We start from the raw sequence: 19,850 nt of genomic DNA, 5'->3' as shown, positions 1-19,850 counted from the left end.
CGTCTATGCCTGCGCGATCCTTAATCCAGGATGAAGAGTTTAAATGCGGCAATTTAAGGCGGGGTTAAGCCCAGGCCGGATCAAATCGGCGTCATTGGCAGACGTCGACCCATTCAGCTTTAGTCAGTTCGGCCATCACATGGGGAGAAATCCGCACCGCTGCATTGGTAGCGCCGGCTGCCGGAACCACTTCAAGATAATCTCTCAGCGATATGTCGCAAAACACCGGCAAAGGCGACGGCAAGCCGAAGGGGCATACACCGCCGACAGGATGGCTGGTCACCGCAACCACCTCGTCCGCCCCCAGCATGCGCGGTTTCGTTCCGAAATGATCACGGAATTTCCTGTTGTCGAGGCGTTTCGTACCCGCGGTGACAACGAGCAGAATTGCATCGCCCGCCTTGAGGCAGATCGTTTTGGCGATCTGGTCTGGCTCGACGCCATGTGCTTTAGCGGCGAGCGCAACGGTTGCCGAACTGGCTTCCGTTTCAATGATCGTCACCTCGGGTGATTTTTCGGCAAAAAATGCTCTGACGGATTGAATAGACATGCGTATTTGTTAGGCGGTTAGAAATGGTTGTTCAAGATGTCACGCTTCAGCTATGCAATAATCGCAATGCTGCGCTGCGATAGAATGTCTGTTTTTTGAGCGGCGATGTTGTATGTTCAAAACATCGAAGCGACGCACTCCTCCTCCCAGCGTCGCCCGATTGGACTGACAATACTCCTCCTCCCAATTGTCAGTCAGTTTCAAGAACCCGGCGCACCTCCTCCCGCGCCGGGTTTTTGCTATTTGGCGCTTCCCTTTTTCGAGCCCTGGCGGACCCTTGATGCGATAGTTTCGTTCAAAGAAACTTGACTTTCAGCCCCTTCCAACCTAGTTACTTCGCCATCGATATTTGTTTGACGACCAGAGCTTCGGCGTCTTTCCAGACGCTCACGACGATCTTTTCCTTCAAATTCGACCCCAAGACCGCGCTGCTCGCAGCGCAAATACAATTGCCAACGGAAGGAAATCGTTATGGCGACTGGTACAGTAAAGTGGTTCAACGCAACCAAGGGCTACGGCTTCATTCAGCCGGACGACGGTTCGCAGGACGTATTCGTTCACATCTCGGCTGTTGAGCGCGCAGGTCTGACCGCCCTCAACGACGGCCAGAAGCTTTCTTACGAGCTGATGCAGGACCGCCGCTCTGGCAAGATGTCCGCAGGCAACCTCGTCGCTGCCTGATACGCAACAGGCCCGAAAGGGTTTCTTGCATGAACTGAAAGGCCGGATTTTTCCGGCCTTTTTCTTTGGAAGGAAGTCCGGCGGGCGGGGTCTTGAAAACGGCGGTACGTATACCGATATAGGGTTCAACAGTGTTTCAGATGAAAACTGTCAGGGGCGTCTTAAGATGCCGCTGTTGTTGCGTTAACCAAAGATTAACCAAAGCAGATGATCCTGATTGTGAAAGCAGCGTCGGAAATCGACGCGCTCTGAAACATCAGACCGTTGAACCGCTTTGACCACGGATGTACTGGCATTGACGGAAAACGGATGGAAAGGTCGGGCTTGCCCGGCCTTTTTGTTTTTGGAGTGAGCGGAGGCGCCCGACCAGTGGCGCCTCCTCTTTTTTATTTCGCGGCCAGTGCGTCGAGAATGCGGATCCAGGAGCGAATGCCCTTGTGGAAGGACTGCAGGTCGTATTTTTCATTCGGCGAATGAATGCGATCGTCCGTCAAGCCGAAACCGACGAGCAGCGAATCCATGCCGAGCATCTTCTGGAAATCGCCCACGATCGGGATAGAGCCGCCCATGCCGATCACGACGGCCGGTTTGGGCCACTCTTCCGAAAGGGCGTTCTTCGCCTTGGTCAGGACGGGTGAATCGTATGAAAGCTGGATCGCCGGCGATGCGCCATGCTCGTGGAATTCCACGGAGCAATCAGCCGGAATTTTCGAGCGTACATAGGCCCGGAAGTTTTCGCGAATGGCGGCGGGGTTCTGTTCGCCGACAAGGCGGAACGACACCTTGGCGGAAGCTTTTGCTGCAATAACGGTCTTGAAGCCATCACCGGTGTACCCGCCTATGATGCCGTTGACCTCCGCTGTCGGCCGCGCCCAGGTCTGTTCCAGCACGGAGCGGCCCTTTTCACCCGAGGGAACCGAAAGGCCCACTTCACCGAGGAAGGTTTCTGCGGTGCGGCCCAGCGTTTCCCAGGCAGCCTTGATATTGGCGGGCGTTTCTTCCACGCCGTCATAGAAGCCGTCGAGCGTCACGCGGCCGGTCTCGTCGTGCAGGCCAGCGAGAATGTCGGTCAGGATGTGGATGGGGTTTGCGGCGGCACCACCGAAAAGACCCGAATGCAGATCGCGATCGGCGGCGGTGATGACGATTTCTTCGCCGACCAGACCACGCAGCGCCGCGGCAATGGCGGGCGTATCCCGGTCCCACATGCCGGTATCACAGACCAGGGCATAATCTGCCTTCAGCTCTTCCGCATTCGCTTCGAGGAACGGCTTCAGTGAGGGCGAACCGGATTCTTCTTCACCTTCAAAAAGAATGGTGACGCGCACCGGCAGGCCGCCATTCACGGCCTTGTAGGCGCGGCAGGCCTCCACGAAGGTCATCAACTGGCCCTTGTCATCCGCCGTACCGCGTCCTGTAATCACCTGACGGCCTGCGCCGATATCTTTGACGGCGGGTTCGAAAGGATCGTTTTCCCAGAGATCGAGCGGATCGACCGGCTGTACATCATAATGGCCGTAGAAAAGCACATGTGGGGCGTCTTCATTGGCCGCATCGTGATGCGCCACCACCATGGGGTGACCGGCTGTATCGCGAACGGAGGCGGTAAAGCCGAGCGCTGAAAGCGTTCTCACGAGCCATTCCGCCGCCTTGCGGCACTCGGCCTTGTAAGCGGGGTCCGTGGAAATCGACGGAATGCGAACGAGTTCGAACAGTCGCTCGAGGCTGGAGGTGAGATTGTCATCGGCAGTGGAAAGAATGGGGGAAACGTCTGTCATCGCTGATCCTGTCATGTCTGTCGTGACCCGGCGATAAGACGAAACATCCGGGCATCGCGCATCGCGGGAAACAAGGGCCGGCGTGTCGTGAATCGGCAAACGCGCGGCCGCGGGAACGATAGAGCAGTTCAGGAAAACTGCGAAGCGGTTTCGAGTTGGAAGCGCTATTTTGCTTTTTTTGCGCTCTCGATGGCGCGGCGCATATATTCCAGCAGAAGCTGGCGTTCAAAACGCCGGAAATCCGCAAGCAACATGTCTTCGGTGGCCTCAGAAGCGGCAATGGCATTCGCTTCCAGGTCCCTGCCGCGCTGCGTCAATTCGATGATCTGGGCGCGGCGGTCACCGGGATGCGTCTTTCGCACGATCAGCCCGTCGCGCTCCATGCGTGAGAGCGTGTTAGCAAGCGTTGCCTGTTCGACATCGATTCTGTCGAGCAACTGCCTTTGTGTTAGCCCTTCTTCATGCCAGAGCTCGATGAGAATGGGGAATTGGCCGGGAGAGAAGCCCAATGCGGCGGCTCTTTTCTGCAGCGCCATAGTGAACTCCCGCGCCATTTTGGCGGCGAGATAGATGGCCGATTCATCCCGGGAAAACCCCATTCCTCCGTCCCTCAGACAGTTTGGCCAGGCGGCGCCGGCAATTCAATAGTGCGATATATATCGCACGATATGTTTTTGCCAGCCGGTAACAGGCGCAAAATAAAACCGCCATGGCCTGGAGGGGACGGCCATGGCGGTCATATTGGAGGACAAAGGCCCGGAGAGGGGGAAAGGCCTTTGTCCGGTCTGACGCGGCGGGGGACGAGCCAGCTATCAGACTACGGCGTGATCAGGCGCCGTCCTCTAAGAAATGTGTCTGCAAATGCGGCTTTTCAAGGGAAAGATGGATTACAAATCGGTAAGGTATGAGCCGGCGTTTCAAAACTCTCGCCTCCTGCGCTCAACGTAAACAATCAGCGCAAAACCCACTCCAGCAAGCGCAGCTGTTGTAAATAAAAAAAAGAGTGCCTGACGGCCGACGCCAAGCTCTGAGGGCAAAATGGCCAGAACGAGAAACGCGGTAAAAAGTGCTGCGTTGGCGACAAGATAAAGGGCCGTTCCAGCGGGGCTTTGCAATGCTACGGCGGAAAAACTGCTGAGCCCTTGGATAGCCGTGCAATACATCATGGCTAGCAGCCCGTGATGAAAAATCTCCGTTGCATCACTTCCTCCAAACCAAGAGAGGAGAACAGTGGCGGCGGTCAATGAGATCCCACCTGTTAATGCTGATACTATACGGTCGCGCAAGGTAGGCTCCCTAACTCCGGGAAATTTTTAAAGTGATATCTATTTAACGGTTCTCACCATGTCTGCTTCTCTGAAGCGTTCCCAAAGCAAAATTCGCGCCGCCTACGACTATGACGAACAGGCAGAAATAGAGGATCTGACCGCGCAGATCGTTGGGCAATGGATCAATGACAATTAGCAAGAATATACCGAGAACTGCCGCTTCGAGAGCATGATACTCGAGCATCGTCAAAATGCCACGGCGGTGGTCTCGTTCTCTTGGAAAAAAATGGCGCAGTCCCGTCGTCGCCAGAAGATAAAGTGGTGCAAGCAGGGACTTCTGAAAAATAGCAACCCCATCCTCACCATTGAACCACACGAAAAGACCTGTGGCAGTGGCGAATAAAAGCGCTCCAAAATAAGTTTGTAAGATAGCATTTTTCGACATCGGCTTTTCCCTAGAAATCATCAAAGATATAGCCTCGCATCCGATCTCGACGATAGACCTTTCGCCTCTGGCGCGCTATCCATGCTACCCATGAAAAAAGGCGATCATCTCTTCCTCGTTGACGGGTCCGGTTTCATTTTCCGGGCCTTCCATGCCATCCCGCCGCTGAACCGCAAGTCGGACGGGCTGCCGGTCAACGCCGTTTCCGGCTTCTGCAACATGTTGTGGAAGCTCCTGAAGGATGCGCGCAACACCGATGTCGGCGTGACGCCCACGCATTTTGCGGTAATTTTCGATTATTCATCAAAGACATTCCGCAATGAGCTTTATGATCTCTATAAAGCCAATCGCACGGCGCCGCCGGAAGATCTGGTGCCGCAATTCGGGCTGATACGGGAGGCGACGCGCGCCTTCAACCTTCCCTGCATCGAGACGGAAGGCTTCGAGGCGGACGATATCATCGCCACCTATGCCCGGCAGGCGGAGGCCATTGGGGCCGATGTCACCATCATCTCCTCCGACAAGGATCTGATGCAGCTCGTCACTGCCAATGTCCACATGTACGATGCGATGAAGGACAAGCAGATCGGCATCCCCGATGTCATAGAGAAATGGGGCGTGGGTCCCGAAAAGATGATCGACCTGCAGGCGATGACCGGCGATTCGACCGACAATGTTCCGGGCATCCCCGGCATCGGTCCAAAGACGGCCGCGCAATTGCTGGAAGAATACGGCGATCTAGATACGCTGCTCGCCCGGGCAGGTGAGATCAAGCAGCAGAAGCGTCGGGAAAATATCATCGCCAATGCGGAACTTGCTCGTATTTCCAGACAGCTCGTGGCCCTGAGGACCGACGTGCCGCTGGATCAGCCGCTTGAAGCACTGGTGCTGGAACCTCAGAACGGCCCGAAACTCATTGCCTTCCTGAAGGCGATGGAATTCACCACGCTGACGCGGCGGGTTGCCGAAGCGACAGAGACCGATGCTTCCGCCATTGAGGCCGCCAATGTGCCGGTTCAGTGGGGCGCTGACGCCCATGGTCCCGATCTCGATGCGCCGGGCGCTCCGGCTGCGGGTGAAGCGGCTGCTGGCGTAACGGGCACTGCGGTTTCGCCCGCTATTCCGGCGCGGAAAGGTGTCGGGGAGGGCAGCGCGCCGGCTGATCTTGCCACCGCCCGCCAGACGCTTTTTGCCGCCGCCAAGATCGACACGAGCGCCTACACGACGATCAGGGATCTTGCGACGCTGGACCTCTGGGTTGCGGCGGCGCGGGAAACGGGGGTCGTCGCCTTCGATACGGAAACGACCTCGCTTGATCCGATGCAGGCGGAACTCGTCGGGTTTTCGCTGGCAATCGCCGATAATGGCAAGGATGCCTCGGGCAGCGATATACGCGCCGCCTACATTCCCTTGACGCACAAGACTGGCTCCGGCGGCGATCTATTCAGCGATGGTATCAGGCTCGCCGAAGGCCAGGTGCCCTTTGACGAAGCACTGGTCCGTCTCAAGGACTTGCTTGAAGACGAGGCCGTGCTGAAGGTCGCGCAAAATCTCAAATATGACTATCTGCTCATGAAACGCCATGGCGTCGTCATGCAGAGTTTCGACGATACGATGCTGATCTCCTATGTGCTTGAGGCTGGCAAAGCGACGCACGGCATGGATTCGCTGTCCGAACGTTGGCTCGGCCATACGCCGATCCCCTATAAGGACGTGGCGGGATCGGGCAAGTCGAGCGTTACCTTCGATTTTGTCGACATCGACAAGGCGACGGCATATGCAGCGGAGGACGCTGACGTCACCTTGCGGCTGTGGATGGCGCTGAAGCCGCGGCTTGTTTCAGAACGGCTGACCAAGGTTTACGAGCGGCTGGAACGTCCGCTTGTGCCTGTTCTGGCGCATATGGAGGAGCGTGGCATCACCGTCGACCGGCAAATCCTCTCACGTCTTTCCGGCGAACTCGCCCAGAAGGCGGCAGCGTTTGAAGAGGAAATCTACGAGCTGGCCGGCGAGCGTTTCAACATCGGCTCGCCAAAGCAGCTCGGCGACATCCTGTTCGGCAAGATGGGCCTGCCGGGCGGCTCCAAGACCAAGACCGGCCAATGGTCGACCTCAGCACAGGTGCTGGAGGATTTGGCAGCGGAAGGTATTGAACTACCCCGCAAGATCGTCGACTGGCGGCAGCTGACGAAGCTGAAATCCACCTATACGGATGCTTTGCCGGGATATATCCACCCGGAGACGAAACGTGTGCATACATCCTATGCGCTGGCCTCCACCACAACAGGCCGTCTGTCGTCCTCGGAACCGAACCTTCAGAACATCCCCGTCCGCACGGCGGAAGGGCGAAAAATCCGCACGGCTTTCATCTCCACGCCCGGCCACAAGCTTCTTTCCGCCGACTACAGCCAGATCGAACTGCGCGTGCTGGCCCATGTCGCCGATATTCCGCAGCTTCGAAACGCCTTCGAAAACGGCATCGACATTCATGCCATGACGGCTTCGGAAATGTTTGGCGTGCCTGTCGAAGGCATGCCCTCGGAAGTGCGCCGCCGCGCCAAGGCCATCAATTTCGGCATTATCTACGGTATTTCGGCTTTCGGTCTCGCCAACCAGCTCGGTATCGCCCGTTCTGAAGCCGGCGAATATATCAAGAAATATTTCGAGCGTTTTCCCGGCATCCGCGACTACATGGAGGCGACAAAGGCTTTCGCCCGTGAGAACGGTTATGTCGAGACGATTTTCGGCCGCCGCGCCCATTATCCGGAAATCCGCTCGTCCAACCCTTCCGTGAAGGCCTTCAACGAGCGCGCCGCCATTAACGCCCCGATCCAGGGCTCCGCGGCGGATATAATACGGCGCGCCATGGTCCGTATCGAACCGGCGCTGGAGGCTGAAAACCTGTCCGCCCGCATGCTGTTGCAGGTGCATGACGAACTCATCTTCGAGGTCGATGAAGCGGAAATCGAGAAAACTCTGCCCGTCGTCGTCTCGGTCATGGAAAATGCGGCCATGCCGGCAATCTCCATGAAGGTGCCATTGCAGGTGGATGCCCGCGCGGCTGACAACTGGGACGAGGCGCATTGACCGGCTTTTGGCCGGTCCATGTCATGGCTGTGTCGCGTGCACGGATTAGAGGAAACGCTTCACGAGGAGTTTCCCATGCACGCCCCGCTCGTCTCGAAAGATCTCGGCTATATTTCTGCTGCCTGTCATGATCAGCCGCCGCGCCATCTCGGCAGCCGCTTTAATGAGAATGGTGAGTTTCTGCCTGAGCCGGGCAATACGGTCGTCTGCCATCTTGTCGGGGGCTCGCAGACCGAAAACGCAATCATTGCGACGCGTCAGCGCTTCCTGGATATGCCGGAGGCATCCCAGCTTGCTTTCACACCGGCTTCCAGCCTGCACATGACGGTGTTTCAGGGCATCATCGAGTTTCGGCGTGCTCTGCCCTATTGGCCGCAGACAATGCCGCTTGATACACCGATCGACACGATGACGGACTATTATCGCGACCGCCTTTCTGCTTTTCCGGCGCTGCCGGGATTCAACATGCAGGTCACCGGTTTACGGCCGGTAGGTCTGGTCCTGACGGGAGCCACGCCCGAGGATGATCGCATTGCGGCCCTGTGGCGGGATACATTCGCCGATTTCTTCGGCTATCGCCATCCTGATCATGACAGCTACGAGTTTCACATCACCCTGTCCTACATCATCAGCTGGTTCAAGCCTGAGTGCCTGCCGCGCTGGCAGGCGATGCTTGACGAGGAACTGGAAAAGCTGCGTGCCGCGGCGCCAGTTATGGAGATGCGTCCGCCGGCTTTCTGTGAATTCAGGGATATGAACCACTTCAAGGAGCTGGTTGTTTTCGATAGAAGGTGAAGCATGATTGGCATTGCCTGAGGGCAGTTTGCCGCATGGTTTTTGCCGAATCGGAAAAAATGCGCGTCAGGGCTGGTCAAAGCCCGTTTGGGCATGTATAAGCGCGCCAAATTTCCGATATCGAGACATCCGACATTCGGCCTTTGGTTCTGGCCGGTTCCGTTGTTTCGCCGCTTAAGTGGAGTAACAAAAATGGCTGTACCAAAAAGAAAAACAAGCCCGTCCAAGCGTGGCATGCGCCGCTCGGCTGACGGTCTCAAGTCTGCGACCTATGTTGAAGACAAGAACTCCGGCGAACTGCGCCGTCCGCACCATATCGATCTGAAGACCGGTATGTATCGCGGCCGTCAGGTTCTGACGCCGAAGGAAAGCGCATAAGCTTTTCCGACGTGACTTTGCAAAAACCGGCCCTCGTGGCCGGTTTTTTGTTTTTAGCGAGCTATAACGGTGTCCAGCGCTCACTTGGAAAATCTCGTCACTCCTCCTACACTCGCTTCGGGAGAGCGGGTTAGATGCCTGCCGCGTGAGGGGAGTTTCGGTGAAATATCGCTGGATTTTGTTGATGATGCTCGGTCTTGGCCTCGGTTACGGCGCCGTGACAAAAGGAAGCGGCGTCATTGCAGAAAGCTATTTCGGTGAAATGTCCGAGCAGGGGCGCACGACGCTCCGGCTTGCCGTCTCCGCCCTTGGCGGGCTGTTGAACCGTTACGAGCCGCTGCCTGCCTTGATTGCAGATCATGATGACATTGAGGAGCTGGTCGCACATCCCAAGGATGAAGCCCTGCGACAGCGCGCCAATGTTTACCTCAAATCCATCAACACCCTGCTGGAATCCTCCGATATCTACATCATTACGCTGGATGGCGAGACAATCGCGGCCAGCAACTATGATGGTCCGACAAGCTTCGTCGGTGAGAATTTCAGCTACCGTCCCTATTTTCAGGATGCGGCGAAGGGCCTGCAGTCGCGGTTCTTCGCGCTCGGCACGACCTCGCACAAGCGCGGATATTATTTCTCCGCGCCTATTCTCTTCAATGCGGAAATAAAGGGCGTCATCGTCTTCAAGGTCGACATCGAAGGCATAGAGGCCTCCTTCGGCGATGGCGAAAACCGTATTCTTGTGTCGGATCCCGAAGGCATCATTTTCATGACCGGCACGCCGCAATGGCTTTACTCCGGCCTGATGCCGCTGACGCCCGAAAGACTGGCGCGTACCGAGGCCTCACGCCGTTACGCCAATGCCACACTGAAGGAACTGCCGCTGAAACACGGCAGTTTCGGCTCGCATCAGCTGATGACGATTACCCAGAATGAGGGGGACAGGGAATATATGGTCCTGTCTCAGCCGATGGCGGATGCAGGATGGACCGTCAGCGTGCTGATGGATACCGGTTCATTGCGGACACAGGTGAAGACGGCAATGATCGCGATCATCCTGTGCCTGTGTCTGGCAGCCGCGCTCATTGCGGCGATGCTGCAGAGACGGCGACGGCTGCGTGAACGGCTGACCCATCAGGCAGAAGCCCAGGCGGAGCTGGAACGGCGGGTCGAGGAACGCACTGCCGATCTGGCGCGTGTGAACCAGGAGATCGAACACGAAATTGCCGAACGCCGCCAGACGGAAAAACAATTACGTAAGATGCAGAATGATCTGGTGCAGGCGGGCAAGCTTGCGGCGCTCGGACAAATGTCGGCGGCCTTGTCGCATGAAATCAACCAGCCGCTTGCCGCAGCCAAGAATTATGCCGAAAACGCGTCGCTTCTTGTAGAGCGCGGGCGGCTGGACGAGGTCAGGGAAAACCTCAGGCGCATTTCGGGGCTGATCGATCGCATGGCCTCGATCAGCAGGCACCTCAGGAATTTCGCCCGAAAGCCGAACGAAAAAATGACTGCGGTCAGCCTGGAAACCGTGCTTCGCGACACGCTTGAAATCGTCGGTGCCCGGTTGAAGGCCGCCAATGCGGTGCTGGATGTCAATCTCGGCCCGGTGCCACTTGCGGTGAAAGCTGGTCCGGTGCGGCTGCAGCAGGTGCTCGTCAACATCATTTCCAACGCGGCGGACGCCGTGGAGGGGCGCGAGGATCGGCGCATCGCGCTCGAGGCCGTACAGCACGGCCAGACGGTTTCCGTCTTCATCCGCGACCGGGGACCAGGCGTTCCGCCGGCAATTTCGGATCGCATCTTCGATCCGTTTTTCACCACAAAGGGTGTGGGGCGTGGCCTCGGCCTCGGGCTTTCCATCTCCTATAACATCATCAAGGATTTTGGCGGCCAGTTGCGGGTGAGAAATCATGAGGAAGGGGGCGCGGAATTCGAGATCGAATTGCCCGCCGCCGCCTGGCGCATGGAGGCGGCTGCGGAATGACCATGTCGCGGGTTTTGCTGATCGATGACGAAGAGGAACTGCGCTTCTCCACTGCCCAGGCGCTGGAGCTTTCCGGTTTTGCCGTCACCATGCTGGCGAGCGCCGAACACGCGCTCGAACTCATCGGCTACAGTTTTGATGGTGTCGTGGTCAGCGACATCCGCATGCCCGGCATGGACGGCATGACGCTGCTGCAGAAGGTGAGGGAGCTCGATGCGGAAATACCTGTGATTCTGATGACGGGTCACGGGGATGTTCAGCTGGCGGTCAACGCCATGCGCAATGGCGCCTATGATTTCATCGAGAAGCCGTTCACACCGCAATATCTCGCGGGCATCATCAAGCGGGCCAATGACCGGCGGGCGCTGGTGCTGGAAAATCGCCGTCTCAAGGCGGTGGCGGGCAAGCATGACGATCTCGAAACGCGCCTGCCGGGCAGAACCCAGGTGATGGTCGATCTGCGGTACCGCATTCGCGCCATCGGTGCGACGGATGCCGATACATTGATCGTCGGAGATACAGGCGCAGGCAAGGAGGTGGTTGCGCGGGCATTGCACGATATCAGCAGCAGAGCCAACCGGCCCTTTGTCGCGATCAACTGTGCGGCGCTTCCGCAGACATTGATTGAGAGCGAGTTGTTTGGTCACGAGGCCGGCGCCTTTCCGGGCGCGCTGCGCCCACGTTATGGCAAGTTCGAACACGCGCGCGGCGGCACCATTCTGCTGGATGAAATCGGCTCTATGCCTTTCGAACTGCAGGGCCGATTGCTTCGCGTGCTGCAGGAAAGAGTGATTACCCGTCTCGGCTCGAATGAAACGGTCGAACTCGACGTGCGCTTCATTGCCACCAGCAAGGTAGATCTGGAACAGGAAGTTGCGGCTGGCCGTTTTCGCGCCGACCTTCTTTACCGCCTCAACGTCGCGACAATTCTCGTGCCATCGCTCTCGCAGCGCAGTGCGGATATTCCGCTGCTCTTCCTCCATCTGGTACGGGAAGCTGCCGCCCGCTACGGGCGGGAGGATATGGAAGTGCCGCAGCACCTGCTCTCCGCTGTTTCGCTCAGGGAATGGCCGGGCAACGTCCGGGAATTGCGCAACGCTGCGGACCGCTTCGCGCTGGGCCTGGAAACCGACGTGTCCGATGCGTCGCCGGCGTTTCAGGATGATGGCAGGTCGGCTCTTGCCCCGAGGGTCGCGGCATATGAAAAAAGCCTGATTGCGCAGGCCATCGCAGCCCATGGGGGAAATCTGAAATCCGTTTATGAGAACCTCGGCATCTCCCGCAAAACCCTTTACGAGAAGATGCAGAAATACGAGCTTCACCGGCATATGACCGAGATCTGATGGGTGGATTTCCACCCATCTTTAGGCCGTCATGGGTTGAAATCCACCCATTATCTTTGGTTACACGGATAAAACTGCGTTTCATCGCAACAGTGCCGTTGCTGAATGTCACTTCGGGATCGCAAATATCGTCACCCCGGCCGCCATGGAGGAGCATGCGCGGCTGAAGTGGCGATCATTTTCATCCGGGAGGAATCGATGAAAATACTGAAGACAGTTTCCGGCCTTGCTGCCGCCGCTGCCGTTTCCCTTTTCGCGCTGTCCGCATCCGCTCAGACCTATCCCGAGCGTAACATCACCATGGTCGTGCCTTTCTCGGCTGGCGGCCCGACGGACACGGTGGCGCGTCTTGTGGCTGAATCCATGTCGAAGGATCTTGGCCAGCAGATCATCGTGGAAAATGTCGGCGGCGCCGGCGGCACGCTTGGCGCTGGCCGCGTTGCCTCCGCAGATCCCGATGGTTACACCATCCTTCTCCACCACATCGGCATGGCGACTAGCGCCACGCTCTATCGAAAGCTCGCTTACGACACGACAAGTGCTTTCGAATATGTTGGTCTGGTCACGGAAGTGCCGATGACCATCCTGTCGCGCAAGAACCTTGAGACCACGGACCTCAAGGGGCTGATCGATTACGCCAAGGCGAACAAGGACAAGGTCACCGTTGCCAATGCCGGCATCGGCGCGGCCTCTCATCTGTGCGGCATGCTGTTCATGAGCGCCATCGAGACGCCGCTCGTTACCGTTCCCTACAAGGGCACCGGTCCTGCCATGACCGACCTGCTCGGTGGCCAGGTGGACATCATGTGCGACCAGACCACCAACACCACCAAGCAGATCCAGGGCGGCACTGTGAAGGCTTACGCCGTAACCTCGCCGAAGCGGCTGGATGTGCTGAAGGACGTGCCGACAGTTGCCGAAGCTGGCTTGCCCAAACTCGAAGTCGGCATCTGGCACGGCATCTACACGCCGAAGGGCACGCCTGCGGAAATCAACGAAAAGCTCTCCAAGTCGCTGCAGATCGCGCTGAAGGACAAGAATGTCGCGGCGCGTTTTGCGGAGCTCGGCACTACGCCGTCGCCGGAAAGCGATGCGACACCGGCGGCGCTGAAGGCCAAGCTTGAGAGCGAAATCGCCCGCTGGAAGCCGGTGATTGAGGCTGCCGGCCAATATGCCGACTGATGAACGCGGAAAGACCGGCGGTTTCCTGCCGCCGGTCGACCGTGATCAACTTTAACAGGCGAACCGGCTGAATGTCGGGCGCCGTGGAGGGGCATCTTTCATGAAGTCGTTATTTAATGACCCTGCCGAAGCAGTCTGCGGGGCAATTTTTATGGGGCTTGGCGTCTTTTTTGCCTTGCAGTCCTATGGTCTGGAAATCGGAACCGCCTTCCGTATGGGGCCGGGCTACTTCCCGCTGGTACTCGCGATCATCCTGATCCTGCTTGGCGGCGTCATATTCCTGCGCGCAACCCGGCCGGCTGGCGAGGGCATCGGCGCAATCGCCTGGCGCGGCATATTTTTCATCCTGCCCGCGCCGATCTTTTTCGGTTTCACTGTTCGGGGCCTGGGTTTTGTGCCGGCGCTGTTTTTCAGCGCGCTCATTGCGTCCTTCGCCTCACACAAGATGAGCCCGTTGATGGCGGTCGTTCTTTCCGCGGCTATCACTGTCTTTTCCGTCGCTGTTTTCAATTATGGTCTTGGCCTGCCTTTCCAGCGCTTCGGCCCCTGGCTCAACTTCTGAGGTATAGCGATGGATTTGCTCGATAATCTTGCGCTCGGTTTCGTCACCGCCTCGTCGCTGGCAAACCTCTTTTTCTGCCTGATCGGCGTGCTGCTTGGCACCCTCATCGGCGTTCTGCCCGGCATCGGCGCGACGGCGACGATCGCCATGTTGCTGCCGATCACCTTCCAGCTTGAGCCCGTCTCGTCGCTGATCATGCTCGCCGGCATCTATTACGGTGCGCAATATGGTGGATCGACCACGGCGATCCTGATCAACATGCCCGGCGAATCGTCCTCTGCCGTCACCGCCATCGATGGTTACCAGATGGCACGCAAGGGCAAGGCGGGTGCGGCGCTTGCCATCGCCGCCATCGGATCGTTCTTCGCCGGCACGGTGTCAACCTTCCTCGTCGCAATCTTCGCGCCGCCGCTCACGGCAATCGCGCTGGAATTCGGCGCGGCGGAATATTTCTCGCTGATGGTCGTCGGCCTCGTGTCGTCCATCGCGCTCGCCCATGGCTCCATCGTCAAGGCGTTGGCCATGGTCGTGCTTGGCCTGCTGCTCGGTCTCGTCGGCACGGATATCTATAGCGGCACGCCGCGCTTCACCCTTGGTATCCGCGAATATGCCGATGGCCTGAATTTCGTGGCTGTGGCTGTGGGTGTCTTCGGTATCGCCGAAATCCTGCGCAACCTCGAAAACGAGCGGACCCGTTCGGTGCTGATCGCCAAGGTTAGCGGCTTGATGCCGACCAAGGATGATTTCAAGCGCATGGTAGGGCCGGTTCTGCGCGGCACGGCCATTGGTTCGGCTCTCGGCATCCTGCCGGGTGGCGGGGCGATCCTTGCCGCCTTTGCCTCCTACACCGTGGAGAAACGTGTCTCCAAGAACCCGGAAGAATTCGGTCATGGTGCGGTCGCCGGTGTGGCCGGTCCGGAATCGGCCAACAATGCCGGTGCCCAGACGTCGTTCATTCCGCTGCTCACGCTCGGCATTCCGGCCAATCCGGTGATGGCGCTGATGATCGGCGCGATGATCATTCAGGGCATCGTTCCCGGTCCGAATGTGGCGACCGAACAGCCGGCACTGTTCTGGGGCATCATCGCCTCCATGTGGATCGGCAATCTGATGCTCGTCATCCTCAACCTGCCGCTGATCGGCCTGTGGGTGAAGCTGCTGACGGTGCCCTACTACGTGCTCTTCCCGATCATCATGGCCTTCTGCGCCATCGGGGTCTACAGCGTCAATTCAAACGTCTTCGATCTCTATGCCGTCGCCTTCTTCGGCTTCATCGGCTACGTGCTGGTGAAACTGCGCTGCGAACCTGCCCCTTTGCTGCTCGGCTTCGTGCTCGGTCCGCTGCTGGAGGAGAACCTGCGGCGCGCCATGATCCTGTCGCGTGGCGATCCGTCGACCTTCGTGACCCGGCCGATCAGCGCCACCCTGCTTTTCATTGCGCTCGCCGTGCTGATCATCGTCTTCCTCCCCAGCGTGAAAAAGAAGCGCGAAGAGGTTTTCGTAGAAGAAGACTGAGAATGCGATAAACTCAAAAGGCCGGCGATGTCTCCATCGCCGGCTTTTCTGTCTCTGTTTCCGCCATGCCGAATTCGCTTCACGAAAGCGACATATAGTTGACTCGCGAGCCTTTAGGCCCAAGGAAGGGCTGGAAAGAGAGGTCACCATGACGTCGGAAACCGAAGAACGGATCATCGCGCTCGAGGAAACGGTCGCGCATCAGTTGAAGGTGATAGAGGAACTGTCCGACCAGCTGGCGGAGCAGTGGAAGGTTGTTGAACAGACCCGCGCCAAGCTTGATCGCCTGACAGAGCGGTTCCTGAGCCTTGAGGAGCAATCGCTGGACGCGCCTGCCATCACAAGGCCACCGCATTACTGACGGGAGAACAGGATGAAAAACGACACAGCCAAGCTCGCTGAAGAAATCGTCGACTTCTGGAAGAAGGCTGGCCCGGAAAAATGGTTCGACAAGGACGCCGCCTTCGACAGTCACTTTCACGACCGGTTCCGTGACGCTCATTTCGCTGCCGCGAGGCGGGAACTGGATGGCTGGCTGGAGGGTGCAGAAAGCAGCCTCGCCTTGATGCTGCTGCTGGATCAGTTTCCGCGCAACTGCTTTCGCGACACGGCGCACATGTATGCGACCGATCCTCTGGCGCGGCTTTTGGCCGATGAAGCCATCCGGCGCGGACATGATCAGGCGGTGAGTGAGGATCTGCGGGTCTTCTTCTATCTACCGTTTTCTCACGCAGAAGATCTGGAGGCGCAGCACCGGGCGTGCCGTCTCAATCGGCCGCTTGGCGGGCTTTATCTGCATCACGCCGAAGAACATCGCGAGATCATCGAACGTTTCGGCCGCTTTCCGCACCGTAACAAGATATTGTTGCGGGAAACGACACCGGAGGAGCGGCGATATCTGGAAGAGGGCGGCTTTTCAGGCTGACCCCAAAAAGAAAACGCCGCCAGTCCAAGGGATGGCGGCGTTTCTGATGGTGAAGAACGGCGGCACTCAGCCGTCGAAGAATTCCTTCATCCGGGCGAAGAAGCCCGTCGATTCCGGATTATTCTCCTTGGAAGACAGCTGCTCGAACTCCTGCAGCAGCTCGCGCTGTCGCTTGCTGAGTTTCTGCGGCGTCTCGATCTGAATCTGGATATAGAGATCGCCCGTCTGCGCCGAACGCAGCACCGGCATGCCCTTGCCCTTCAGACGGAACTGCTTGCCCGGTTGGGTGCCTTCCGGAACCGTGACGCGCGACTTCGTGCCATCGAGCGTCGTGACATCGAAGGTGCCGCCAAGCGCTGCCGTCGTCATCGAGATCGGCACGGTGCAATAGAGATCGGCACCGTCGCGCTGGAAGAACTCATGCGGACGCACGGACAGGAAGATATAGAGATCGCCCGCCGGACCGCCACGCATTCCGGCTTCGCCTTCGCCCTGCAGACGAATGCGTGTGCCGTCCTCGATGCCTGAGGGAATATTGACCGAGAGCGAACGCTCTTCCGTTACACGGCCCTGACCATGGCACTTGCCGCAGGGGTCGGAGATCGTCTGTCCACGGCCATGGCAGGTGGGGCAGGTGCGCTCCACCGAGAAGAAGCCCTGAGCGGCGCGCACGCGGCCTGAACCCTGGCAGGTGGCGCATGTCTTCGGCTGCGTGCCGGGCTTGGCGCCCGAGCCGGAACAGACGTCGCAGGTGATCGAGGTCGGAACCCTGATCTGCGCCGTCTTGCCGGTGAAGGCTTCTTCCAGCGTGATTTCCATGTTGTAGCGAAGATCGGCACCGCGTTCGCGACCGCCGGAAGATCGGCGCGCGCGACCGCCGCCCATCATCTCGCCGAAGATGTCTTCGAAAATATCCGAGAAGCCGCCATTGGCGAAACCGCCGCCGCCAAAGCCGCCACCGCCGCCCATGCCGCCATTTTCAAAGGCCGCATGGCCGAAACGATCGTAGGCCGCGCGCTTCTGCGGATCCTTCAACGTTTCGTATGCTTCGTTGATTTCTTTGAATTTCCGTTCGGAATCGGCATCATCAGGGTTTTTGTCCGGATGGTACTTCATCGCGAGTTTGCGGAAGGCGCTTTTCAGCTCTTTTTCGTCCGCAGTCTTGCTGACGCCGAGTGTTTCGTAAAAGTCTGCTTTCGCCATTCAGTTAACAAGCCCCGCAAATGGATTTCCGGCTGCACGCGGCAGCCGGATGTCTTGCATAAATTGTCAGGAGACGGAAAGTCGCGCGATTATGCGGACTTCTTGTCGTCCTTGATTTCTTCGTAGTCAGCGTCGACGACGTCATCCTTGCCGCCTTCGGAAGCATCGCCAGCCTCGGCCTGCTGCGCTTCATAGATGGCCTGACCGAGCTTCATGGACACTTCCATGAGAGTCTGGGTCTTCGCCTGGATGTCGTCGGCGTCAGGCTCGGAAGCCTCAACCGCGGTCTTCAGGGCGGCAATGGCGTCTTCGATCGCCTTGCGGTCGGTTTCGGAAACCTTGTCACCATATTCCTTCACCGACTTCTCGGTGGAGTGGATGAGGCTTTCAGCCTGGTTCTTGGCTTCCACGCCCGCACGACGCTTCTTGTCGGCCTCAGCATTGGCTTCGGCGTCCTTGACCATCTTTTCGATGTCGGCGTCAGAAAGGCCACCGGAGGCCTGGATGCGGATCTGCTGTTCCTTGCCGGTGCCCTTGTCCTTGGCCGAAACCTGGACGATACCGTTCGCGTCGATATCGAAGGTAACTTCGATCTGCGGAACACCACGCGGTGCCGGCGGCAGGCCAACGAGGTCGAACTGACCAAGCAGCTTGTTGTCCTGCGCCATTTCGCGCTCACCCTGCGAGACGCGGATGGTCACGGCCGACTGGTTGTCTTCGGCGGTCGAGAAGGTCTGGCTCTTCTTCGTCGGGATCGTCGTGTTGCGATCGATCAGACGCGTGAAGACGCCACCCAGCGTTTCGATGCCGAGCGACAGCGGGGTCACGTCGAGCAGCAGAACGTCCTTGACGTCGCCCTGCAGAACGCCAGCCTGAATGGCCGCGCCCATGGCAACAACTTCATCAGGGTTCACGCCCTTATGCGGCTCCTTGCCGAACAGCTGCTTGACGACTTCCTGCACCTTCGGCATGCGGCTCATGCCACCGACGAGAACGACTTCATCGATCTCGGAAGCGGAGACGCCGGCGTCCTTGAGCGCTGCCTTGCAAGGTGCAACGGTGCGCTGCACGAGGTCGTCGACCAGGCTTTCGAACTTCGCACGGGTCAGCTTCAGCGTCAGGTGCTTCGGACCGGAAGCGTCAGCCGTGATGAACGGCAGGTTGATTTCGGTCTGCTGCGAGGACGACAGTTCGATCTTCGCCTTTTCAGCAGCTTCCTTGAGGCGCTGCAGAGCGAGCTTGTCGTTCTTCAGATCGATGCCCTGATCCTTCTTGAACTCGCCGGCCAGATACTCGACCAGACGCATGTCGAAGTCTTCACCGCCAAGGAAGGTATCGCCGTTGGTGGACTTCACTTCGAAGACGCCGTCGCCGATTTCCAGAACGGAAATATCGAAGGTGCCGCCGCCAAGGTCATAAACGGCGATCGTCTTGCCGTCCTTCTTGTCGAGGCCGTAAGCGAGTGCTGCCGCGGTCGGCTCGTTGATGATGCGCAGAACATCAAGGCCGGCGATGCGGCCGGCATCCTTGGTTGCCTGGCGCTGCGCGTCGTTGAAGTACGCCGGAACGGTGATGACGGCCTTCTCGACCTTTTCACCGAGATAGGCTTCAGCGGTTTCCTTCATCTTCTGCAGGATCATCGCGGAAATCTGCGAAGGGGAATAATTCTTGTCCTGCGCCTTCACCCAGGCGTCGCCATTGTCGCCCTTGACGATCTCGAAGGGAACAAGAGCCTTGTCCTTCTCGACGGTCGGGTCTTCATAACGGCGGCCGATCAGGCGCTTTACCGCAAACAGGGTGTTCGTCGGATTGGTGACCGCCTGGCGCTTGGCCGGCTGGCCGACAAGGCGTTCGCCGTCATCGGAAAATGCCACCATGGACGGCGTGGTACGTGCGCCTTCCGCGTTTTCAATAACTTTCGTGTCCTTGCCATCCATCACTGCGACGCAGGAGTTGGTTGTGCCAAGGTCGATACCGATTACTTTTGCCATGCTCTTCTCTCCTTGAAGCGCGCTGTCTGAACCCCGTGAGGCATTCCTTTGACAGCACCTTGACTTGGATTTGCAGCCTTCGCTGCTGTTATGCGGCGTATATAAGGAGCGATTTTTGCGGCTGCAAGGCGCAAGAGCAGGGGAAAGGCAGCAAAAAAGC

18 protein-coding genes are annotated in these 19,850 nt (G+C 58.3%); 11 read left to right on the top strand and 7 right to left on the bottom strand.

Annotation, left to right across the window (positions count from 1 at the left end):
* Nucleotides 1–91: 91 nt before the first annotated feature.
* Nucleotides 92–550: a YbaK/EbsC family protein gene (locus tag WA845_RS04810; protein WP_077986525.1), complete on the bottom strand. Its 459-nt coding sequence runs from the start codon at nt 548–550 to the stop codon at nt 92–94.
* Between the two features lie 471 nt (nt 551–1,021).
* Between WA845_RS04810 and WA845_RS04805 the strand changes: the two genes are divergently transcribed.
* Nucleotides 1,022–1,231, top strand: a complete 210-nt coding sequence (locus tag WA845_RS04805) for a cold-shock protein (RefSeq protein WP_003492998.1) — start codon at nt 1,022–1,024, stop codon at nt 1,229–1,231.
* A gap of 386 nt (nt 1,232–1,617) precedes the next feature.
* Here the strand turns inward: WA845_RS04805 and WA845_RS04800 are convergent, their stop codons facing one another.
* From WA845_RS04800 to WA845_RS04785, 4 genes are all read right to left on the bottom strand, one after another.
* Nucleotides 1,618–3,009, bottom strand: coding sequence for a dipeptidase (locus tag WA845_RS04800; RefSeq protein ID WP_006699824.1), 1,392 nt, complete (start codon nt 3,007–3,009; stop codon nt 1,618–1,620).
* A gap of 164 nt (nt 3,010–3,173) precedes the next feature.
* Entirely contained in the window at nt 3,174–3,608 is a 435-nt protein-coding gene (locus tag WA845_RS04795) for a MarR family winged helix-turn-helix transcriptional regulator (protein ID WP_022555354.1), read from the bottom strand.
* A 318-nt stretch (nt 3,609–3,926) separates the two neighbouring features.
* A complete protein-coding gene (locus WA845_RS04790) occupies nt 3,927–4,295 on the bottom strand; it encodes a hypothetical protein (RefSeq protein WP_162719269.1) in 369 nt (122 codons plus the stop codon).
* Between the two features lie 43 nt (nt 4,296–4,338).
* Nucleotides 4,339–4,722 carry a hypothetical protein gene (locus tag WA845_RS04785; protein ID WP_112556094.1) on the bottom strand — a complete coding sequence of 128 codons (384 nt, stop codon included), beginning with the start codon at nt 4,720–4,722 and terminating at the stop codon, nt 4,339–4,341.
* 90 nt (nt 4,723–4,812) lie between these two features.
* Between WA845_RS04785 and polA the strand changes: the two genes are divergently transcribed.
* The 10 genes from polA to WA845_RS04735 all read left to right on the top strand — a co-directional run bounded on the left by polA (nt 4,813) and on the right by WA845_RS04735 (nt 16,496).
* On the top strand, nt 4,813–7,809 hold the full coding sequence (polA, locus tag WA845_RS04780; protein ID WP_048902635.1) for a DNA polymerase I: 2,997 nt from the start codon (nt 4,813–4,815) through the stop codon (nt 7,807–7,809).
* Between the two features lie 75 nt (nt 7,810–7,884).
* A complete protein-coding gene (locus tag WA845_RS04775; RefSeq protein ID WP_022555358.1) occupies nt 7,885–8,604 on the top strand; it encodes a DUF1868 domain-containing protein in 720 nt (239 codons plus the stop codon).
* A 192-nt stretch (nt 8,605–8,796) separates the two neighbouring features.
* Nucleotides 8,797–8,982 carry a 50S ribosomal protein L32 gene (gene rpmF / locus WA845_RS04770; protein WP_003507205.1) on the top strand — a complete coding sequence of 62 codons (186 nt, stop codon included), beginning with the start codon at nt 8,797–8,799 and terminating at the stop codon, nt 8,980–8,982.
* Nucleotides 8,983–9,142: 160 nt separating this feature from the next.
* A complete protein-coding gene (locus tag WA845_RS04765) occupies nt 9,143–10,969 on the top strand; it encodes a sensor histidine kinase (RefSeq protein WP_081093458.1) in 1,827 nt (608 codons plus the stop codon).
* Entirely contained in the window at nt 10,966–12,312 is a 1,347-nt protein-coding gene (locus WA845_RS04760; RefSeq protein WP_004439142.1) for a sigma-54-dependent transcriptional regulator, read from the top strand. Before WA845_RS04765 ends, WA845_RS04760 begins: the two co-directional genes overlap by 4 nt.
* A 198-nt stretch (nt 12,313–12,510) precedes the next feature.
* Complete coding sequence (locus WA845_RS04755) at nt 12,511–13,494, top strand: tripartite tricarboxylate transporter substrate-binding protein (protein ID WP_006699819.1); 984 nt, start codon at nt 12,511–12,513, stop codon at nt 13,492–13,494.
* A gap of 100 nt (nt 13,495–13,594) precedes the next feature.
* Entirely contained in the window at nt 13,595–14,056 is a 462-nt protein-coding gene (locus WA845_RS04750) for a tripartite tricarboxylate transporter TctB family protein (RefSeq protein WP_004439147.1), read from the top strand.
* A gap of 9 nt (nt 14,057–14,065) precedes the next feature.
* Complete coding sequence (locus WA845_RS04745) at nt 14,066–15,571, top strand: tripartite tricarboxylate transporter permease (protein WP_004439149.1); 1,506 nt, start codon at nt 14,066–14,068, stop codon at nt 15,569–15,571.
* A gap of 148 nt (nt 15,572–15,719) precedes the next feature.
* Nucleotides 15,720–15,932, top strand: coding sequence for a SlyX family protein (locus WA845_RS04740; RefSeq protein ID WP_004439151.1), 213 nt, complete (start codon nt 15,720–15,722; stop codon nt 15,930–15,932).
* 12 nt (nt 15,933–15,944) lie between these two features.
* Nucleotides 15,945–16,496 (top strand): DUF924 family protein, encoded by a 552-nt coding sequence (locus tag WA845_RS04735; RefSeq protein WP_072493789.1) that lies wholly within the window; start codon nt 15,945–15,947, stop codon nt 16,494–16,496.
* Nucleotides 16,497–16,562: 66 nt separating this feature from the next.
* Here WA845_RS04735 and dnaJ read toward each other — a convergent pair whose 3' ends face one another.
* Complete coding sequence (gene dnaJ / locus WA845_RS04730; protein WP_004439156.1) at nt 16,563–17,699, bottom strand: molecular chaperone DnaJ; 1,137 nt, start codon at nt 17,697–17,699, stop codon at nt 16,563–16,565.
* A gap of 89 nt (nt 17,700–17,788) precedes the next feature.
* Nucleotides 17,789–19,690, bottom strand: a complete 1,902-nt coding sequence (dnaK, locus tag WA845_RS04725; protein ID WP_112556090.1) for a molecular chaperone DnaK — start codon at nt 19,688–19,690, stop codon at nt 17,789–17,791.
* Nucleotides 19,691–19,850: the final 160 nt, after the last annotated feature.

Origin of the sequence: Agrobacterium sp. CMT1 (genome assembly GCF_037203725.1) — a bacterium.
Taxonomy (GTDB): Bacteria; Pseudomonadota; Alphaproteobacteria; order Rhizobiales; family Rhizobiaceae; genus Agrobacterium; species Agrobacterium pusense.
This window is presented reverse-complemented; position numbering and strand designations above follow the sequence as displayed.